The 17,502-nt window shown below is 58.5% G+C and carries 16 protein-coding genes and 1 tRNA gene; 8 read left to right on the forward strand and 9 right to left on the reverse strand.

Annotated features, from left to right (window positions below; translation table 11 throughout):
* Positions 1 to 12: 12 nt before the first annotated feature.
* Positions 13 to 351 carry an Arc family DNA-binding protein gene (locus AKJ29_RS10570; RefSeq protein WP_055190697.1) on the reverse strand — a complete coding sequence of 113 codons (339 nt, stop codon included), beginning with the start codon at positions 349 to 351 and terminating at the stop codon, positions 13 to 15.
* Between the two features lie 84 nt (positions 352 to 435).
* Between AKJ29_RS10570 and AKJ29_RS18775 the strand changes: the two genes are divergently transcribed.
* The 3 genes from AKJ29_RS18775 to AKJ29_RS10580 are packed head-to-tail and all read left to right on the forward strand — an operon-like array spanning position 436 to position 1,874.
* Positions 436 to 630, forward strand: coding sequence for an Arc family DNA-binding protein (locus tag AKJ29_RS18775; protein ID WP_082392575.1), 195 nt, complete (start codon positions 436 to 438; stop codon positions 628 to 630).
* A gap of 24 nt (positions 631 to 654) precedes the next feature.
* Entirely contained in the window at positions 655 to 846 is a 192-nt protein-coding gene (locus AKJ29_RS10575) for a hypothetical protein (RefSeq protein WP_055190699.1), read from the forward strand.
* A complete protein-coding gene (locus AKJ29_RS10580) occupies positions 843 to 1,874 on the forward strand; it encodes a site-specific integrase (protein ID WP_055190701.1) in 1,032 nt (343 codons plus the stop codon). Before AKJ29_RS10575 ends, AKJ29_RS10580 begins: the two co-directional genes overlap by 4 nt.
* A gap of 68 nt (positions 1,875 to 1,942) precedes the next feature.
* Here AKJ29_RS10580 and AKJ29_RS10585 read toward each other — a convergent pair.
* Positions 1,943 to 2,016 (reverse strand) — tRNA-Cys (locus AKJ29_RS10585).
* A 373-nt stretch (positions 2,017 to 2,389) separates the two neighbouring features.
* On the opposite strand from AKJ29_RS10585, the gene AKJ29_RS10590 reads away from it, so the two are divergent.
* From AKJ29_RS10590 to AKJ29_RS10600, 3 genes are all read left to right on the forward strand, one after another.
* The gene (locus AKJ29_RS10590) at positions 2,390 to 3,043 is read left to right on the forward strand and encodes a protein-L-isoaspartate O-methyltransferase family protein (RefSeq protein WP_055190703.1); all 654 of its coding nucleotides are present in this window, start codon (positions 2,390 to 2,392) and stop codon (positions 3,041 to 3,043) included.
* 58 nt (positions 3,044 to 3,101) lie between these two features.
* The gene (locus tag AKJ29_RS10595) at positions 3,102 to 4,493 is read left to right on the forward strand and encodes a TolC family outer membrane protein (protein ID WP_055190755.1); all 1,392 of its coding nucleotides are present in this window, start codon (positions 3,102 to 3,104) and stop codon (positions 4,491 to 4,493) included.
* A gap of 170 nt (positions 4,494 to 4,663) precedes the next feature.
* Positions 4,664 to 5,974 carry a hypothetical protein gene (locus tag AKJ29_RS10600; RefSeq protein ID WP_055190705.1) on the forward strand — a complete coding sequence of 437 codons (1,311 nt, stop codon included), beginning with the start codon at positions 4,664 to 4,666 and terminating at the stop codon, positions 5,972 to 5,974.
* Between the two features lie 4 nt (positions 5,975 to 5,978).
* Here the strand turns inward: AKJ29_RS10600 and AKJ29_RS10605 are convergent, their stop codons facing one another.
* Together AKJ29_RS10605 and AKJ29_RS10610 are read right to left on the reverse strand one after the other, a co-directional pair.
* A complete protein-coding gene (locus AKJ29_RS10605; RefSeq protein ID WP_055190707.1) occupies positions 5,979 to 7,424 on the reverse strand; it encodes a cobyric acid synthase in 1,446 nt (481 codons plus the stop codon).
* A 124-nt stretch (positions 7,425 to 7,548) separates the two neighbouring features.
* Positions 7,549 to 7,866 carry a DUF6280 family protein gene (locus tag AKJ29_RS10610; RefSeq protein ID WP_055190757.1) on the reverse strand — a complete coding sequence of 106 codons (318 nt, stop codon included), beginning with the start codon at positions 7,864 to 7,866 and terminating at the stop codon, positions 7,549 to 7,551.
* Positions 7,867 to 8,118: 252 nt separating this feature from the next.
* Here AKJ29_RS10610 and efp point away from each other — a divergent pair, with 252 nt between their 5' ends.
* Both efp and AKJ29_RS10620 read left to right on the forward strand, forming a co-directional pair.
* Complete coding sequence (gene efp / locus AKJ29_RS10615) at positions 8,119 to 8,682, forward strand: elongation factor P (protein WP_055190709.1); 564 nt, start codon at positions 8,119 to 8,121, stop codon at positions 8,680 to 8,682.
* Positions 8,683 to 8,751: 69 nt separating this feature from the next.
* Entirely contained in the window at positions 8,752 to 9,327 is a 576-nt protein-coding gene (locus AKJ29_RS10620) for an rRNA large subunit pseudouridine synthase E (RefSeq protein ID WP_055190711.1), read from the forward strand.
* 111 nt (positions 9,328 to 9,438) lie between these two features.
* Here AKJ29_RS10620 and ygfZ read toward each other — a convergent pair whose 3' ends face one another.
* From ygfZ to AKJ29_RS10645, 5 genes are all read right to left on the reverse strand, one after another.
* Positions 9,439 to 10,179, reverse strand: coding sequence for a CAF17-like 4Fe-4S cluster assembly/insertion protein YgfZ (ygfZ, locus tag AKJ29_RS10625; RefSeq protein WP_055190713.1), 741 nt, complete (start codon positions 10,177 to 10,179; stop codon positions 9,439 to 9,441).
* A gap of 10 nt (positions 10,180 to 10,189) precedes the next feature.
* The gene (locus AKJ29_RS10630) at positions 10,190 to 12,043 is read right to left on the reverse strand and encodes an ABC transporter ATP-binding protein (protein ID WP_074963691.1); all 1,854 of its coding nucleotides are present in this window, start codon (positions 12,041 to 12,043) and stop codon (positions 10,190 to 10,192) included.
* The gene (locus AKJ29_RS10635; protein ID WP_055190715.1) at positions 12,040 to 12,735 is read right to left on the reverse strand and encodes a phosphatase domain-containing protein; all 696 of its coding nucleotides are present in this window, start codon (positions 12,733 to 12,735) and stop codon (positions 12,040 to 12,042) included. Before AKJ29_RS10635 ends, AKJ29_RS10630 begins: the two co-directional genes overlap by 4 nt.
* A 254-nt stretch (positions 12,736 to 12,989) precedes the next feature.
* On the reverse strand, positions 12,990 to 14,105 hold the full coding sequence (locus AKJ29_RS10640) for a pyridoxal phosphate-dependent aminotransferase (protein ID WP_055190717.1): 1,116 nt from the start codon (positions 14,103 to 14,105) through the stop codon (positions 12,990 to 12,992).
* 203 nt (positions 14,106 to 14,308) lie between these two features.
* Entirely contained in the window at positions 14,309 to 17,437 is a 3,129-nt protein-coding gene (locus AKJ29_RS10645) for a valine--tRNA ligase (protein ID WP_055190719.1), read from the reverse strand.
* Positions 17,438 to 17,502: the final 65 nt, after the last annotated feature.

Raw genomic sequence — 17,502 nt, forward strand, 5'->3', positions numbered from 1 at the left:
TTTCCTGCGTGCTTAGCCGCGCTCGTTCTTCGCATCGCCGCGTTCAATAGCGACCATCCGAGTTACTATTTCGTTGGCAATTGTTTCGTAGAGCGTCGCTTGGCGCTCCCTGGCCGACCCGGGTTTGGGCGTTCTGCGTCGTATTCTTTTGGCAAGCCAATAAAGAAGCCTTGCAGCAGGATCGGTGACGTTTTCCGGCACAGGAGCCGGATAGTTTTCTTCGAGGAGGGCAACGACCTCAGCATTCATGCTGCGATGGTTAGCCTCAGCCGCGAGGCGTATTCGATCGCGCAGGCCGTCTGGCAGACGCACGATGAATTTATCCTGATTTTGAGAGCTTTGTTCTGGCATAGTGGCACTGTGCCATAAAAAGCAATTGACGCAATAGTGGCTAAGTGCCACTAACAGGTTGTGGTTTCAACCTGGAGGCGTTTCATGAAGAGTCGTAAACCAATGCAGCTTCGGCTTCCGCAAGAGCTCAAAGAGTGGATCAAGGCGGAGTCAGATCGCAATGGAAACTCCCAAAATTCAGAAGTGATCCGCGCCATTCGCGCGGCAAAGGACAGACGTTCTGAACCTAGTGCATTTGGAAAAATCACTATGGATCAGGGTGATAATGCGCGTTGTTAATGAAGTGAGAGGGGTGCCGATACGATGACCAAAGCAAGTGTACAGACAAAAGCGAAACAGGCAGCCTCGGCCTTCATCCGCGAGGCGCGGGAAGCAGGTTGGCAGCGCGCGAAGTTTGAGATCAAGCCTGATGGCAGTGTCATCGTCGATGCCAACATGATCGCGCCCGAGGCCGCAGACGACTTTCTCAACAGTGACTTGAGAATGGGCGAATGACCCGCAAGAGCCTGCCAAAATACGTCTATAATGACAGGGGGTATCTCCGGTTCATCCGGCGATCGCGCGGCATCTCGGTCATGATGCAAGAGGAAGCGGGCACGCCTGAATTCTGGGATCACTACAATCGCTTGCTGAAGGGAAAACCAGCGCCAGCGCCGGTGAAGCGCAATTTTGAGGCGCTGATTCTTAGCTACTACGAGAGCGACGCCTATAAGAAGCTGAAGCCTCGGACGAGGTCCGATTATCGGCGGTATATCAGCCACATTCGTGAGATCTGGGCCGACAAAGACCCGGCCAGGATCGAAACCCATCACATCTACGAATTGCACCGCGCCAATGCGGATCACTGGCGGCAGGCCAACTATCTCGTCCAGGTCATGGTCGTCTTGATGAACCACGCACGATTGATTGGCTACATCAAGAAGGAGCACGGCAATCCAGCGAAAGGCATTCCGCTCTTCAAGCAGCAGAGCGACGGCTGGGAGCCTTGGCCAGATGATGTTCGCGCAGAGTTTGAAGCGCTAGCTTCAAAGCGGGCACGGCTGGTCTATGAGCTTTGCGTTGGAACAGGCCAGCGCATTGGCGATGTCGTGAAGATGAAATGGGAGCACTTTTCCGATGAAGGTTTCGATTTCACGCAGGGCAAAACCGACAAGCCGTTGTGGATCCCGCTAACCGACCGCCTCAAGGCCCATCTCGACGGAATTGCGCGAACAGACGGCACTGTTGTGACCGACGCGAAGGGGCGGCCAGTGAGCTACCGGATCGTTGCGGAGGAAATGCGCACCATCAAAAAGAAGATGAAACACGAGAAGGCGAGCTACTACAAAACGCACGGGCTGAGGAAAAACGCGACGATCGAACTTTATCTGGCTGGATGTGATGACGAGATGGTCAAGGCCGTCACCGGTCACTCAGGCGTTGAGATGCTGAAAAAATACGGTGGGCCGATCCGGCAAAGAGAGCTCGCGAAGCGCGCTCAAGAGGCTAGAAATCAAATGGAACGAAGCAAGACCGAAACGTGAAAGTTTCAACGGTTGTTTCAAAAGTGGCAGTGAAGGAGAGTGAAGATGACGCAAGTCATTGATTTTATTGGAGGCGAGTACCGGAATCGAACCGGTGTACACGGATTTGCAATCCGCTGCGTCACCACTCCGCCAACTCGCCATTCCAAGGACAATGAAGCAGCCCGTGGTGCAGGCTGTTGATCCTGACGCACTTACTATTTGTCTTCTTCCATGTAGGCAAGACCAAAATGTGCCTGTTGGTTTGCATTTTGCGGCTGGCAAAGAATGCCTGTCAGGCATGCGACGTCCAGCAGGGCAGTCCGGCGAAGAAATCGGTCATGACAATCGGGTAGGGCCATCGGCCAGAACTATTGGCCAGGACGATCGAGCAGAGAAAATTTTCAAAATTCGCTCAGAGATGAAAGGTTTGCAAAATAAGGCGGGTGGCGCGACAGTTCGCCCCTTGTGGGATTGCCCGTTTATTCTATCTATGGCAATAGGAACGGGATGTTCCAGAACAAGAAGGCTCGACCATGACCGACTTTGCCGCTCGCCGTACAATGATGGTGGACACGCAGGTGCGCCCCTCTGATGTGACCAAGTTTCCGATCATTGATGCGATGCTGTCCGTCCCCCGCGAAGATTTCGTACCGGATGCCAAGCGTGAAGCTGCCTATATGGGCGAGAATATCGACTTGGGTGCTGGCCGCGTGGTGCTTGAGCCGCGTACACTGGCCAAGATGCTGGACGCGCTGGATATCCAGTCGGATGAGCTGGTTCTGGACCTGGGCTGCGGCCTTGGCTACAGCGCCGCGGTTCTGGCCCGTCTTGCCGATTTTGTCGTCGCGGTGGAAAGCGATGAAAGCATGGCAGCGGATGCCCAGTCCAAACTGTCGGAATTCGGCGCCGATAATGTTGCCGTCATTCAGGGGGAGCCGTCCGAGGGGAACGCCAAAAACGGCCCCTATGACGTGATTATCGTTCAGGGTGCCGTTGAGCAGGTTCCGGATGCTCTTCTGGAGCAGCTCAAGGATGGCGGGCGTATGGCGGCCATTTTCGCCGACGGAAAACTCGGCACCGTGCGTATCGGTTATAAGATGGATGGCTCCATTGTTTGGCGCCACGCGTTTAATGCAGGGGCGCCGGTGGTGTCCGGGTTCGAAGCGGTCCGCGCCTTCGTCCTCTGACCGACCGCGGCAAAGGTTGCCCCTTACCAAATGCAAACTTGAGAAAAGTGAATATATCATGGGTTTCAAAGGAAAATTTGCTGGGGTAACTGCGGCCGCAATTATGGCCATGACACAGGGGGCCTGGGCTGAGAGCCTGGCGGACGCCATGGCCTCTGCCTATAAGAACAGCGGCCTTTTGCAGCAGAACCAGGCCGTGTTGCGGGCAGCGGATGAGGATGTGGCAATTGCCCTCTCCGCGCTGCGACCGGTGATCCAGTATTCCCTGTCCCATGGTTGGAAGGACATTGATGGGGCAGGACCTGCGCCCAGCGGTCGTGCCAATAGTGCGGAACTGAGTGCAAGCTTGCTGCTTTATGATTTTGGTCGCAGCCAGATGGGTGTCGAGGCGCAGAAGCAGATTGTGCTTGCCACCCGTGAGGCGCTTGTCGGGGTCGAGCAGAATGTTCTGTTGCGGGCGGTGCAGGCGTTTCTGAATGTCCGTTCCGCCAATGAGAATGCAACCCTGCAGGCTAATTCTGTTCGGGTCCTGACGCAGGAATTACGCGCGGCCCAGGATCGGTTCGAAGTCGGAGAGGTCACGCAGACAGATGTGGCCAACGCACAGGCCCGTCTTGCCTCGGCCCGCGCGGATGAAGTGGCTGCGCAGGGGCAGCGGGCCATCGCCCGCGAGGAATATCGCGCCGCCATCGGTCATTTGCCCAACAGCATGCCCGGCACGCCCCCTTTCCCGAAAACCGCAAAATCTCTGAGTGAGGCGCAATCCATTGCCCGTGCTCGGCACCCCAATATCCGGGCAGCCCAGTATCAGGTGGCCGCCGCGGATCTCGGGATCGAGCGGGCGAGGGTTGCGATGAAACCCTCTTTGCGCGTTGGGGCATCAACCACATTGACCGACCGGATTGATGATGGCATCGGGGCCAATTTCAACAATGAGATTGGTCTGTCCCTTAGTGGGGACCTTTACGCAGGTGGGCGCCAGTCCGCGACCTACCGTAAGGCGATTGCACAGGCTGAACAGGCCCGTTTAGCATTGCAGCTGGCCCGTCTTGCCGTTGATCAGGAGGTCGCAAATGCCTGGTCGCAGATGGCCATTGCCACTGCCAGCCTTGAGGCAACGGACCGTCAGATCCGGGCAGGCCGGGTTGCCTTGCGCGGCACCCGTGAGGAAGCTACGCTTGGCTCACGCACGACGCTGGATGTGCTGAATGCCGAACAGGCGCTGCGCAATGCCGAGGCCGCGCGGATCTCCGCCCAGTCGAGCCGCTATCTTGCGGCGTATTCGCTGCTCGCCTCGATGGGGCTGTTGACGGCGGAACACCTGAACCTCGGTGTCGTCAGCTATGATGCAGAGGCCTATTATAACGCTGTGCGCAACGCACCCGTGCGTAAGATCAGCCCTCAGGGCGAGCGCCTGGATGCGATTATTTCGATCCTTGGGCGGCAGTGATTGCACTGTCCAGGTTGAAACGGCCAGATTGATAAGCGGTGCATTCCAACATTTTGGGCGCGGGGAGCTGCGCCTAAGCTCTGTTGTGAGAATCAAGCCCGCCCTGTAAACTGACCCGGTAAATCCCGGCGGGACCGGGAAAAATAACAGTTTATAGCAGGTAGTCAGGCATGTCAGATCCCGTTTCCAACGCAGATATCGAAGATGTCCTGTCTTCGATCCGTCGTCTCGTCTCGGAAAATCCGGCCCCCCAGCCTGCAGGCCAGAATGGATCCGGCCTGAATGGATCTGGCCTGAATGGATCCGGACAGAGCGCCCAAGGCCAATCTCAGGGGCGCGTGCCCTCAACTGAAACTGTCGACAAACTCGTCCTGACACCTGCCTTTCGCGTGCATGAGAATACAACAGGGATGGATGCGCCAGAGCGCACGGAAACCCCGGTGTCGGAAGACGCGATACATGAGGTGATGGAAGACGCCTTTCTGGTGGACAGTGATGAGGTCGCGGAGGGGCGAGGCGATGCTGAGGACTTCCCAACCCAGACCGATGATGATGTCATGTTCCTGCATCGCCCCCTCAACCTTGCGCAGGAGGATGGGATCGCAGACACGGTTGAAGATCCCGGCGCGGAAGAGGGGGATGTTCCCACGGATGAGGCGTTTTCGGACCCGCGCCTTGAGGCCGGGATGGAGCAGAACGGTCATGAGGTGACGCCAGAGCCTGCGGTTGAGAGTGATCAGGGAGAGGGCGGCGTTGGTGTACTGGAGCAGTCTCCGACGGATGCGGGCGACCTTGCCGAAGATCACCCCACCTTTGCGGCCCCGCAGGGTGATGCGGTTGAGGGAGCGGAAGGCGGTGAGAGCCTCGATCCAGCTGAGGACGCATTTGTCTCGACCAGCGCACAGGCTGAACCGGAGGCATCAGAGGAAACCACTGTCGTCGTGGCGAGTGTGGAGGACATGACGTCTGACGCCGCGGCCAGTGAGGTCGAGGATAATTCAGGCTTGGAGCATCGCGTGGCGGAGCTTGAAGCCGCGGTGAATGACAGCCACGTCGAATTTGAACCCGATCTGGGGGATGCGGTCGAGGATCTGGGGCCGGGTATTTTCCTGCGCCGCCGCGCGCAGACCCACATGGATGCGGCACAACCGGACAGCGCGCCCTCTCATGAGCAGGACGAGACGCCGGTATCAAATCAGGACTTGGACGACTTGGACGCGGAACTTGCCGCCTTCATTGAAGAAGACAAAAATATCGACGGTGTGGCCGAGGCGGCTTCTGCGGATGATGAGGACACGACGCTCTTTGCAGAGGATCAGGCGGAGACCGACCTGATTGACGAAGATATGCTGCGTGACCTGGTGATGCGTCTGGTTCGTGAAGAGCTGCAGGGGGCGGTGGGGGAAAAGATTACCCGCAACGTGCGCCGTCTGGTGCGCCGCGAAGTGGAACGCGCCCTGACCCTCCGCTCTCTTGAGTAAGGCGTTACTGCGCCAGATCGTAAAGCATATCGAGGTCCAGATGAGCCTCGACATGATCAGCCAGAGCGTCAAGTGTGGCCTCTACCTGCGCTTCATACCCGTTCGGCGTCACTGTTGCGCCAAGCGATTGCAGGTAATGGCGTCGGAAGCCATCCGCTGAAAACAACCCGTGCAGATAGCAACCGCGCACCCGCCCGGTTTCATTCATCGCCCCCTCGCGGCGTGCACCGATGTCCAGCCAGGCCCGGTTGCAATCCGCGCCATCGGTTTGGCCAAGATGGATTTCATATCCCTCCACCGTTTCGCCGCTGATCCGGTCCATGGCGGTGGTCAGGGCGAGGGTCTTTTTGGGTTCCAGTCGGGTGACAACGTCCAGATGGCCAAGCCCCGGAACCCGTCCCGGAGGGCCTTCAATCCCATCGTCATCCCGGATTTCGCGTCCCAGCATCTGATAGCCGCCGCAAATTCCCAAAACATCGCCACCGCGCCGGATATGGGCCGATAGATCAATGTCCCAGCCATGTGCGCGAAACTCGGCCAAATCCGCGATCGTGGATTTTGAACCGGGGATCAGGATCAGGTCGGCATCAAGGGGCAGGGGTCGGCCCGGCTCGATGATCTCAACCGTGACATCCGGTTCGTTTACCAACGGGTCGAGGTCGTCGAAATTGGCAATGCGCCCAAGTTTCGGGACCACGATTTTGAACGTGCCGCCCTGACGGGTGGTAATGTCGAGCACATCTTCGGCAGGCAGGCGCCAGGCATCGGCAAACCAGGGCAGGGTGCCGAGATCGGCCCATCCGGTGCGGTCTGCAATTTCGGCGGCACCCTCGGCAAACAGGGTCACATCCCCGCGAAACTTGTTCACCAGAAAAGCCTTGATCCGGTCACGGTCTGCAGGCGGCAGAACCGCATGGGTGCCAACCAGTTGGGCAATCACCCCGCCGCGGTCAATGTCACCGGCCAGCACCACCGGCAGGTCCGCCGCTTCTGCAAACCCCATATTGGCAATGTCGCCCGCGCGCAGGTTGACCTCTGCCGGGCTTCCTGCACCTTCGACAAGGAGAAGATCCGCCTCTGATTTCAAACGGTTGAAGCTTTCCAGAACCTTCGGCATCAGGCTGGATTTCATCTTGCCATAATCCCGTGCCCTGAGCGTGGTCAGACGTTTCCCCTGCACAATCACCTGGGCACCAGTGTCGGTCTCCGGCTTCAAAAGCACCGGGTTCATGTCCACCACCGGGGGAAGACCGCAGGCCCGCGCCTGCAGCGCCTGGGCGCGACCGATCTCTCCGCCATCAATGGTGACGGCGGCATTGTTTGACATGTTTTGCGGTTTGAACGGGGCGACCCTGAGGCCTCGTTTCACAAAAGCACGTGCAATCCCTGCCACCAGCATGGATTTGCCAACGTTTGAGCCCGCGCCCTGGATCATGATGGATTTTGTCATGCCAGATCCTTAGGGGGTTTTGGCCGCGCTGCCCAGCCTTTTGGCGACGGGCAAGGTGAAGAGAGCGACAAAAGAAAACGCACCCCCGAAAGGGTGCGTATTTCCAAGTCTGAAAGGCGCCAGATCAGGCGGCTTCAGCGGCCAGCGCGTTGCGGCGCTCGCTTTCTTCGCGTGACAGGGCAACCGAGGTGCGGATCCCTTTGCCAACAAATTCCATCAGGCCCTTGACCACCCGTTCATTCGGGTCGATGCCGGCACAGCTCAGCACTTCACGCCCGTCCCGCGAACGGGCCCAGCGGGCGATCTGATCCGGCCCATTGCCGTATTTCTTGTCATCTGCAATCGCATCGTCGAGGGCAGCCAGAACAACGGCGGCAAAAAGTTTGCGCGCGCGGTTGCCCTGTTCGTGGTTGAATGCAGTACCGTCTACGGAGTCCAACATGCGTTGTCCTTTTTTATATTCTTGCTCTTGCGCTCCCAAGGCGTTCGGCCAATATGGCTTTTTCGCCGCGATTCGGTATCCCTTGTGGCGCATGGCTGCCATGCTCTTGTCGCATGGCTGTTACAAAGCGTTAAACATGTGCAGGATTGCATGCCCCGCGCCCCAGATCAGGATATCGTTGTCTTGCATGGGCAAGACCGCCAAGATATAGGTGCACAGCAACGAATTACAACCTCTTAAAGGTCAATTAACATGCCCAAGATCAACGGTAATGAAATTCGCCCAGGTAATGTGCTGGAGCATAATGGCGGCCTTTGGGCGGCTGTGAAGGTCGATCACGTGAAACCCGGAAAAGGCGGCGCGTTCGCGCAGGTCGAGCTGAAAAACCTGCGCAATGGCTCGAAGCTGAACGAACGGTTCCGCTCCGCGGACAAGGTTGAGCGCGTGCGCCTTGAGCAGAAAGACCAGCAGTTCCTCTATGAAGATGACGGCATGCTGATCTTCATGGACACGGAAACCTATGAGCAGAACCAGATCCCGGCGGACCTGCTGGGGGAACGGCGCCCGTTTTTGCAAGACGGCATGACCATCGTGGTGGAGTTTTATGAAGCTGAGGCGCTGAATGCGACCTTGCCTCAGAAAGTGACCTGCACGATTGAGGAGACCGAACCGGTCGTCAAAGGTCAGACTGCTGCCAACTCGTTCAAACCCGCGCTGCTGGACAATGGTGTGCGCGTGATGGTGCCGCCCTTCGTGGGAACCGGCGAGGCGATTGTGGTCAACACCGAGACCATGGAATATTCGGAGCGCGCCTGAGCCTTCGCGTGATGACATGCAAGAAAGGCAGGGCTGTAGGCCCTGCCTTTTTGGTTTTTGAGGACCGCCATGACAACCATCCTGTTCAATAAACCTTTCAACGTCTTGTCGCAATTTACCGACAAAGGCACTGAAGGCAGTCCGCGTGAGACCCTGTCGACCTACATCAATATCCCCAAGGTTTACGCGGCAGGGCGTCTGGATCGCGACAGCGAGGGCCTGCTGGTGTTGACGGACAATGGGGGTCTTCAGGCCAAGATTGCCAATCCGAAGTTTAAGCTAGAAAAAACCTATTGGGCGCAGGTTGAAGGGATCCCGGATGAAGACGCGCTAAATGCACTTCGGAAAGGGGTTGACCTGAAAGACGGGCGTACCCGCCACGCCAAGGCGCGCCTGATGGATGAACCCAAAACCCTCTGGCCACGCATCCCCCCCATTCGGGAACGCAAATCCGTCCCCGATAGCTGGATCGAACTCACCATTCGAGAGGGGCGAAACCGCCAGGTGCGACGGATGACAGCAGCGGTGGGACATCCGACCTTGCGCCTGATCCGCTATCGCATCGGTGATTGGACGCTGGACGGCATTCCCTCGGGGCATTGGGCCTATGCGCCGCAAACGCCACGATTTGGGGGCTCCCTCTGATCACTCCTCACCACCGGCGCCTGCTTTTTTCTTGCCGGAAATACCTCGGGGTGAGCCTCGAAGAGGCGAGGGGCAGCGCCCCTTTGCCAGATTTGCTGCCATACGTGGCGTTCAGTTGCTCCACAGGATCCTGGCATCCCCGGCCTGCATCTCACCTTGGGCGCGGTCAAACCGCAGATAGGCAATCGCCCGGTCACCGGATTGGGTGAACAGCGTACCGGCCGCTTTTCCGTCCGAGGTGATCTCGCTGCCCACGGGGGCGGTGCCCGTGATTGCGACCTGCACCAGCCCTTTGCGCAGCTCGGTCTTGTGTTTCATCCGCGCCGTAACCTCCTGGCCCACATAGCAGCCTTTGCGGAAATCCACCCCATGCAGCCGTTCGAAACCAGCCTCAAGGATATAGCTGTCCGGCCCTAGCTCAATGCCAGTTTCCGGGATGACATGTGCCACGCGGATTGCATCCCAATCCACCTCTTCCGAGGGGCGGCCATCATAGCTGCGCCAGCCCAGATCCGGGTGGCGCGGATCGACAAAGCCCCCCTCCGGGGCCGGGCCCAGACCGCGAGAGGGAGAGAGGGAGGTCTCTTCGATTTGGACATCGGCGCGCAGCCGATACATGTTCAGTCGCTGGGTCAGAGCTTTGGCAAAATCGCGGTTCACATCCAGAAGAATGCTGTCACCGGCCGGGATCAGCAGGAAATCGGCAATATATTTGCCCTGTGGGGTCAGAAGGGCCGCATAGACCATGCCATTTTCCAGCCGGTCCACGTCATTGGTGACAAGGTTTTGCAAAAAGGGCACCCGGTCCGCGCCGGAAATGCGCAGCACCGTGCGTTGGGCAGAATTGCTCATGTTGCGTCCTTTAGCTGCGCCCAAAGCCAAACAGGCGTTTGAGGCTGAATCTTTTGGGGGTATCCACCTTTTTCTGCTGGCGGAGCTTGCGGGAGGCGGCCTCTTCAGCTGTGGGGCCGCTATCCTTGAATTGCAACGCATGGAGCTGGGCGTAAATACCACCCCGTTCAAGCAGCTCTTCATGGGTGCCCTGATCCACCACTTGTCCCTGATCCATCACGACAATCTTGTCCGCCGCCTGAATGGTAGAAAGACGGTGGGCAATGACCAGGGTGGTGCGGCCCTGTGACAGCTCGTCCAGAGCCTCCTGCACCAGCTTCTCGGACTTCGCATCCAGTGCCGAGGTCGCCTCGTCCAACAGCAGGACGGGGGCGTCACGCAGGACGGCGCGGGCTATGGCGATCCGCTGGCGCTGACCGCCAGAGAGGTTGGAGCCACGCGGCCCGGCCTGCGTATCAAGGCCGTTCTCCATACGGGGCAGGAAGTCATCCACATGGGCGGCCTTGAGGGCGTGGTTCAGCAGGGCTTCGTCTACGGTTTCACGCCCCATCAGGATATTGTCACGCAGGGTTTCGTCAAACAGAAGGGCCTCTTGGCTGACCACGGAAAACAGCCCGCGCAACTGCTCCAGCGGCAGTGAGGTGACATCCGCCTTGCCAATGGTGATGGCCCCGCTATCGGCGTCGGCCAGTCGGGTCAGAAGGTTGAAAACCGTGCTTTTCCCCGCCCCGGAGGCCCCGACAAGCGCGGTGGTCTGACCTGCCTTGGCCGTGAAGCTTGCACCGCGCAGAACCGGTGTGTCGCCATAGGAGAAGTTCACGTTTTTCAGCTCAATATCCGCATCACGCGCGGGGTGCGCCAGACCTTTTGGCGCCGCGGGCGAGGTGATGGTGGGTTTGGTGTCGAAGATTTCCCGGATCCGTTCAAGGCTGGCCAGTGCCGCCTGCCAGGCGCCGGACACCTTGCCAAGATTGCGCAACGGGTCAAACACCAGCGCCATGGCGGTGAAGAAAGACATGAACTCGCCCACGGTCTTGTCGCCATCCACGATCTGCAGCCCGCCATAGAACAGCACGCCAAAGAAACCGACAGCGGCAATGATGTCGACCATGGCGATGATGCCGGAGCGGTTGGCCTGGCTTTTCAGATGCAGCCCCGCATATTTCTGGATATTCGTGACGATCCGGTTTTCTTCCCGATCTTCGGTCCCTGTCAGCTTGACCTGATTAATACCGTGAAACAGTTCATCCAGGCGGGTCGAGATCTGCGCCGCCGCCGTGCGACTGTTACGTGTGGTCTTGCGCACTTTCTTTTGCAGGATGTTCATGGGCAGGATCAGAATGGGGGCTGCGGCCACGGCGATCAGGACCCAAAGCCAGTCAATCCAGAGCGCAACCCCCAAAAGTGCAATCAAGGACACCACGTCGCGGGCGAGGGCGGACAGGATGACCTCCCAGATATTGGCGGTGGCCTGCACATCCCCACGCACGCGCTCCATCAGGGTGCCGGGTGAATTGTCGCGGAAATAGCTGCTGTCAAGTGTCAGCATATGCGCAACCATGTCCCCCTGCAGCCGGGCTGCCACCTGTTGACCCACATAGACCATCAGAACCTTGTGCCCGAAGGCGGAAATGGCGCGCATGATGAAAATGCCGGCAACAAGGATCGCAACCAGCGCAATCGACCCGGTGGTTCCGCCAGAAAAAGCGGTGTCAAACATGGGTTGGATCATGTAACTCAAGGCGCCAAGGGCCGACCCTTCCAGCGCCATCAGCAGGACGGCCACAATCAAAGGAAGGCGATAGGCGCGCAGATAGTCGCGCCAGAGCCAGCGGATCATCGGATCACGGGTGGTGTCACTCATCGGTTGGGGTACATCTTTCGGTTGGCCTGAAACGAGGCGGTCAGGGTTTCAGGGTCATAGTGATCCCGGATCCAGTCACGGATCGGCATGGGCTGAGTTTTGATATGTGCAGCATAGGCGGCAATCATGTGATCCAGAATACCGGCCTTGGTCCAGCTTTGATGCGCATATTTGATTGAAAGCTGTCTGGCAGCCTCTTCGACCGGGGCCCCCATATAGTCGATCAGGTAAAAGGCGGCGGCCAGACCGGTGCGGTCTGCTCCTGATTTGCAATGGATCAGCATCGGCTTTTCGACCTTGTCCATCAGATCAAATAGCTCCAGATAAATCTCACGCGACAAAAGGCGCTTGGCATTCAGCTGCAGGTCATAAAGCGCCATGCCATAATCGGCGCAGGCCTCTTTTTCGAAGGAATAATAGGGATAGGGCCGCGCCCCGCGCAGATTGATCACCGATTTGATGCCGATTTCGGCCAGGCGCGGAAAATGCACAGGGTCAGGTTGGTTGGAGCGCCAGGCCTCGTCGGACAGTTTGTAACGGTTCGGGATGAAACGGCGAATGTAGGAATGGTCGATCACCGCGCAATAAAGCCGCCCGTTGCGTCGCAATGCGGGGGTCGAGATATCAGGGCCGATGCTGCGTTTCCACGCCCGGTCTCTGGATCTGATCTTGGCATATAAACTCGACAGCATCGCCTGCTCCGTAAACTCGTATCCGGTGTAGCTTTTTCATGAGGGGCAGACAAGCGCGTGCGCATCGCAGAGATTGTAAACCGCTCAAACGGGTTTGCATGTTTGAGCAACACAACTGTGTCGTCCTTGAAGCAAAGGCGTGTATGGCAATGGAATGGCGCTCAGCTCCCCATGTTGAAGACGCCCGCGCGGGAATGTGCTTGCTGGGGCAAACGACCCTGATTTGGGGCACGGACCCGCCGGGATGGGCTGGATCAGGTGTTTTGCAGCGCCTGCAAGGCATCAGGCAGGGCTGCTCCAAACGCGTCAAGGTCTTCGGGGCGGCCGGCAGAGACGCGAATGCAGCGGTTTTGCGGCGCGGCAAAAGGCATGCGGACAAAGATGTCCCGTGCGATCAAAGCCGCTACCAGATCCAGGGCAAATGCGCCATCATGCCCACAGTCAATGGACACGAAATTCGTGGCCGAAGGCAAGGCGGTCAACCCATTGGCCACCGCAATGTCACCGATGCGACGGCGGGCGGCCGCAACATTGTCCAGAGTCTGCCTGAGGTAGTCCTGATCTTCAAGCGCGGCCAGCGCCCCCGCCTGACTGATCCTACTCATACCGAAATGGTTGCGGATCTTGTTGAAGGCTGTGATCAGCGGTTTGGCTGCAATGGCGTATCCCACCCGCGCACCTGCCAGCCCATAGGCCTTTGAAAAGGTGCGGAAACGAATGACGCGCGGATCTTCGGGGACCAGATCCGGCATCATGCCGTCCGGCCCGAACTCTGCGTAGGCCTCATCCAGCACCAGCAGGCAGCCTTCCGGCAGGGCCTCAATCATGGCCTGTACACGGGGGCCGTCATGCCAGCTCCCCATCGGGTTGTCGGGATTGGCAAGATAAACCAGCTTGGCCCCGGTTTCAGTTGCCTTTGCCACCAGTGCCTCCGGGTCCTCATGATCATCGCAATAAGGCACCGTGACCAATGCGCCGCCAAATCCGGCAACGTGGTAATTAAAGGTCGGATACGCCCCTTCTGAGGTGACAACCTTGTCACCCGGACCGATCAGCAACCGGACCAGATAGCCCAGCAACCCATCAATCCCTTCACCAACCATGATGTGCTCCGCCGCGATCCCATGATGCGCTGCCAGTGCATGGCGCAGCTCATGACTTTCCGGATCGCCATACATCCAAGCCTCGCTAGCAGCCGCCTGCATTGCCGCAACGGCCTTTGGCGAGGGGCCAAAAACATTTTCATTGGCCCCCAAACGGGCCAGAAATGCCCGCCCGCGCGCCCGCTCCTGCGCCTCCGGCCCGACAAAAGGAACAGAAGCAGGCAAACTGTCGGCGAGCGGGGTGAGGCGGGCATAGATTTTGGTCATGCCCCAGTTAGAGCAGCCGCAACGATTGGGGACAAGCCCTGCTTTCTTCTTGGCTCAAATACTCTGGGGTGAGCCTCGAAGAGGTGAGGGGCAAAGCCCCTTGAAACAAACAAAAAGCCGGGCGCTAAACCCGGCTTTCTAGATATTCTTGGTAATTAAAGCGTTTCAGTTATTGCTGTGATCCAACAATAACCGGAAACGCCTTAGTCGATCTCTTTCAACCGGTCGAGCGCGGTTTTCAAAACCTCTTCCTCGGCTTCGCGTGCCGCGAGGTTCGCGCGGGTTTCTGCCACCACCTCTGCCGGGGCGCTTTCGGAAAATTTCGGGTTTTTCAACCGACCGCGCAATCCGCCGAGTTCTTTGCCGAGCTTGCCCAGCGTCTTCTCCAGCCGCGCAATTTCCTCATTCACGTCAATGATATCGGCAAGGGGCAGGGCAAAGGTTCCCCCGTCAACCGCCACCGTGATGCAGCCTTTGGGCAGGTCCGCCATTTCGGTGATGCTGTCCACGCGCGCCATTTTCTGAACCAGGCCGATATTCTCTGCAAGCGCCTTGCGCCCCGCTGCATCCAGTTCCTGCTGGATCACCGGGATTTTCAGACCGGCGGGGACATGCATCTGCGACCGCGCCGAGCGGATGTTTTCGATCAGCGAAATCACCCAGTTCATTTCACGCGCAGCGTCTTCATCCACCAGTTCCGCGCCATATTCAGGCCAGTCGGCATGGATCAGCATCGTCTTGCGCGGAGCAATCTGCGTCCACAGCTCCTCGGTGATGAAAGGCATGATCGGGTGCAAAAGGACCAGACACTGGTCGATCACCCAGGCCATGGTGGCGCGGGTTTCGGCCACCACTGAAGGGTCTTCCGCATTCAAGAGCGGCTTGGAAAATTCCACATACCAGTCGCAGACCTTGCCCCAGACATAGGCATACAAACCATGCGCCGCGTCGTTGAAGCGGTAAGCGGCCAGCGCTTCGTCCACATCGGCACGGATCTTGGCCGTTTCCGAGATGATCCAGCGGTTCACGGTCTGCGTGGCCGTTGCAGGATCAAACTCCGCACTCGGTTTGCATTCATTCATCTCGGCAAAGCGTGCAGCGTTCCAGATCTTGGTGCCGAAATTGCGATAGCCCGCCACGCGGTCCTTCGACATTTTCAACACGCCCCCGATCGAGGCCATGGCGGTGTTGGTGAACCGCAAAGCATCCGCGCCATATTCGTCAATGATCTCGAGCGGGTCGATCACATTGCCCGTGGTCTTGGACATTTTCTTGCCCTTCTCGTCACGGACCAACCCGTGCAGATAGACCGTGTGGAACGGGTTTTTGCCGCAGACCGCCTGAGACATCATCATCATCCGGGCCACCCAGAAGAACAGAATGTCCTGACCCGTGATCAGCACGTCGCCAGGGAAATAGGCATTGAGCTCATCTGTGTCCTGCGGCCAGCCCAGCGTGCCGAAGGGCCACAGACCCGATGAGAACCAGGTGTCGAGCACATCCGCGTCGCGCCAGACCGGGTAGACCAGTTTGGTCGGGTCCTGCTCCATCTCGTATTGGGCCAAGGCTTCTGCAAAGACGTGGATTGCAGTGGCGCGGTCGTCTACTTCAACCACGCGGGCGGCGTTCAGGGGCGTGGGCAGACCGGCAAGGCCATCGGCAAACCGATTTGCCACGTCGTCAAAACTTGCCGCACAGGCGGATTTCTCATGACCGGGCAGGAAATCCTGCTCCAGCATCAGCCGCCCCATTTCCACGATGTCAATTGCACCGTCCTGTTCGTCATCCACATACCCGTTGGCGGTCAGGTCAAACCCGTACCAGACGGGCACCTGGTGACCCCACCACAGCTGGCGAGAGATACACCAGGGCTCGATGTTTTCCAGCCAGTGATAAAAGGTCTTCTCGCCGCTTTCGGGCAGGATTTTCACGTCGCCGTTGCGGACCGCGTCCAGTGCGGGGCCTGCGATCTTTTCGGCGTCCACGAACCACTGATCGGTCAGCATCGGCTCGATCACAACCTTTGATCGGTCGCCAAAGGGCTGCATGATCGGCTTGTTTTCCACGTAAGGCACGGTTTCGGTGATCAGGTTGCCCTCATCTTCGCGGGTCTCCTCGATCATCACGGCCAGACCTTCCGTGGTGATCTGCTCCACAACCAGTTTACGCGCCTCGAACCGGTCCAGGCCACGGAACTCATCAGGCACCAGGTTCATCGCGGCGATCTTTGCTTCGTCGAAATCTTCTTCGCCATTTGCAATGCGCTGGGCAATCTCTGCTTCTTCGGCATAGGGGCGCCCGTCGGCGCGCATATGGCCGCGCGTGTCCATCAGCGAATACATCGGGATCTCGCCCCGCTTGGCGACCTGATAGTCGTTGAAATCATGTGCGCCGGTGATCTTCACCGCGCCCGAGCCAAAGTTCATATCTGGATATTCGTCGGTGATGATCGGGATCAGGCGGCGATGCTCTTTCGGACCCACGGGGATTTCGCACAGTGTGCCCACGATGGGCGCATAGCGTTCGTCATCGGGGTGCACCGCAACCGCGCCGTCGCCCAGCATGGTTTCCGGGCGGGTCGTGGCGATGGAAATGTAATCACGCTCTTCTTCCAGCGTGACGTTCCCGTCCTCGTCCTTCTCGACATAGGTATAAGTCGCGCCACCGGCCAGCGGGTATTTGAAATGCCACATATGGCCTGCAACTTCGATATTCTCGACCTCAAGATCAGAAATCGCGGTCTCGAAATGCGGGTCCCAGTTGACCAGACGCTTGCCGCGATAGATCAGGCCCTTGTCATACATATCGACGAAGACCTTCAGAACGGCGTCATGGAAGTTGGCCGAGTTCTCGTGGCCCACGCGCGGATCGCCCGGCGCACCGGCCATGGTGAAGGCGTTGCGCGACCAGTCGCAGGTGGAGCCAAGACGTTTCAGCTGTTCAATGATGGTCGAGCCGTATTGGCCTTTCCATTCCCAGACCTTCTCAAGAAACTTCTCGCGGCCCAGATCGCGGCGGCCGGGTTGCTGAGTTTCGGCCAGCATCTTTTCGACCTGAAGCTGGGTGGCGATGCCTGCGTGGTCCTGACCGGGCTGCCAAAGCGTATTGTATCCGCGCATCCGGTGCCAGCGGGTCAGGATATCCTGCAGCGTGTTGTTGAACGCGTGGCCCAGATGCAGCGCACCGGTCACATTGGGCGGCGGGATCATGATGGTGAAACTGTCTGCTCCCGGCTTGGCATTGGCGCCCGCCTTGAAGGCCCCTGCCTCTTCCCAGTTCCGGTAAATCCGCGCTTCCGCTGCGCCTGCGTCAAATGTCTTGTCCATGGCCATGGGTTCTGTCCCGTCATTTCATGTGTTGATTGGGGTTTAGCGGCTGAAAGCCAAAAGGGAAAGAG

It is taken from the genome of Aliiroseovarius crassostreae (assembly GCF_001307765.1).
Lineage (GTDB): Bacteria > Pseudomonadota > Alphaproteobacteria > Rhodobacterales > Rhodobacteraceae > Aliiroseovarius > Aliiroseovarius crassostreae.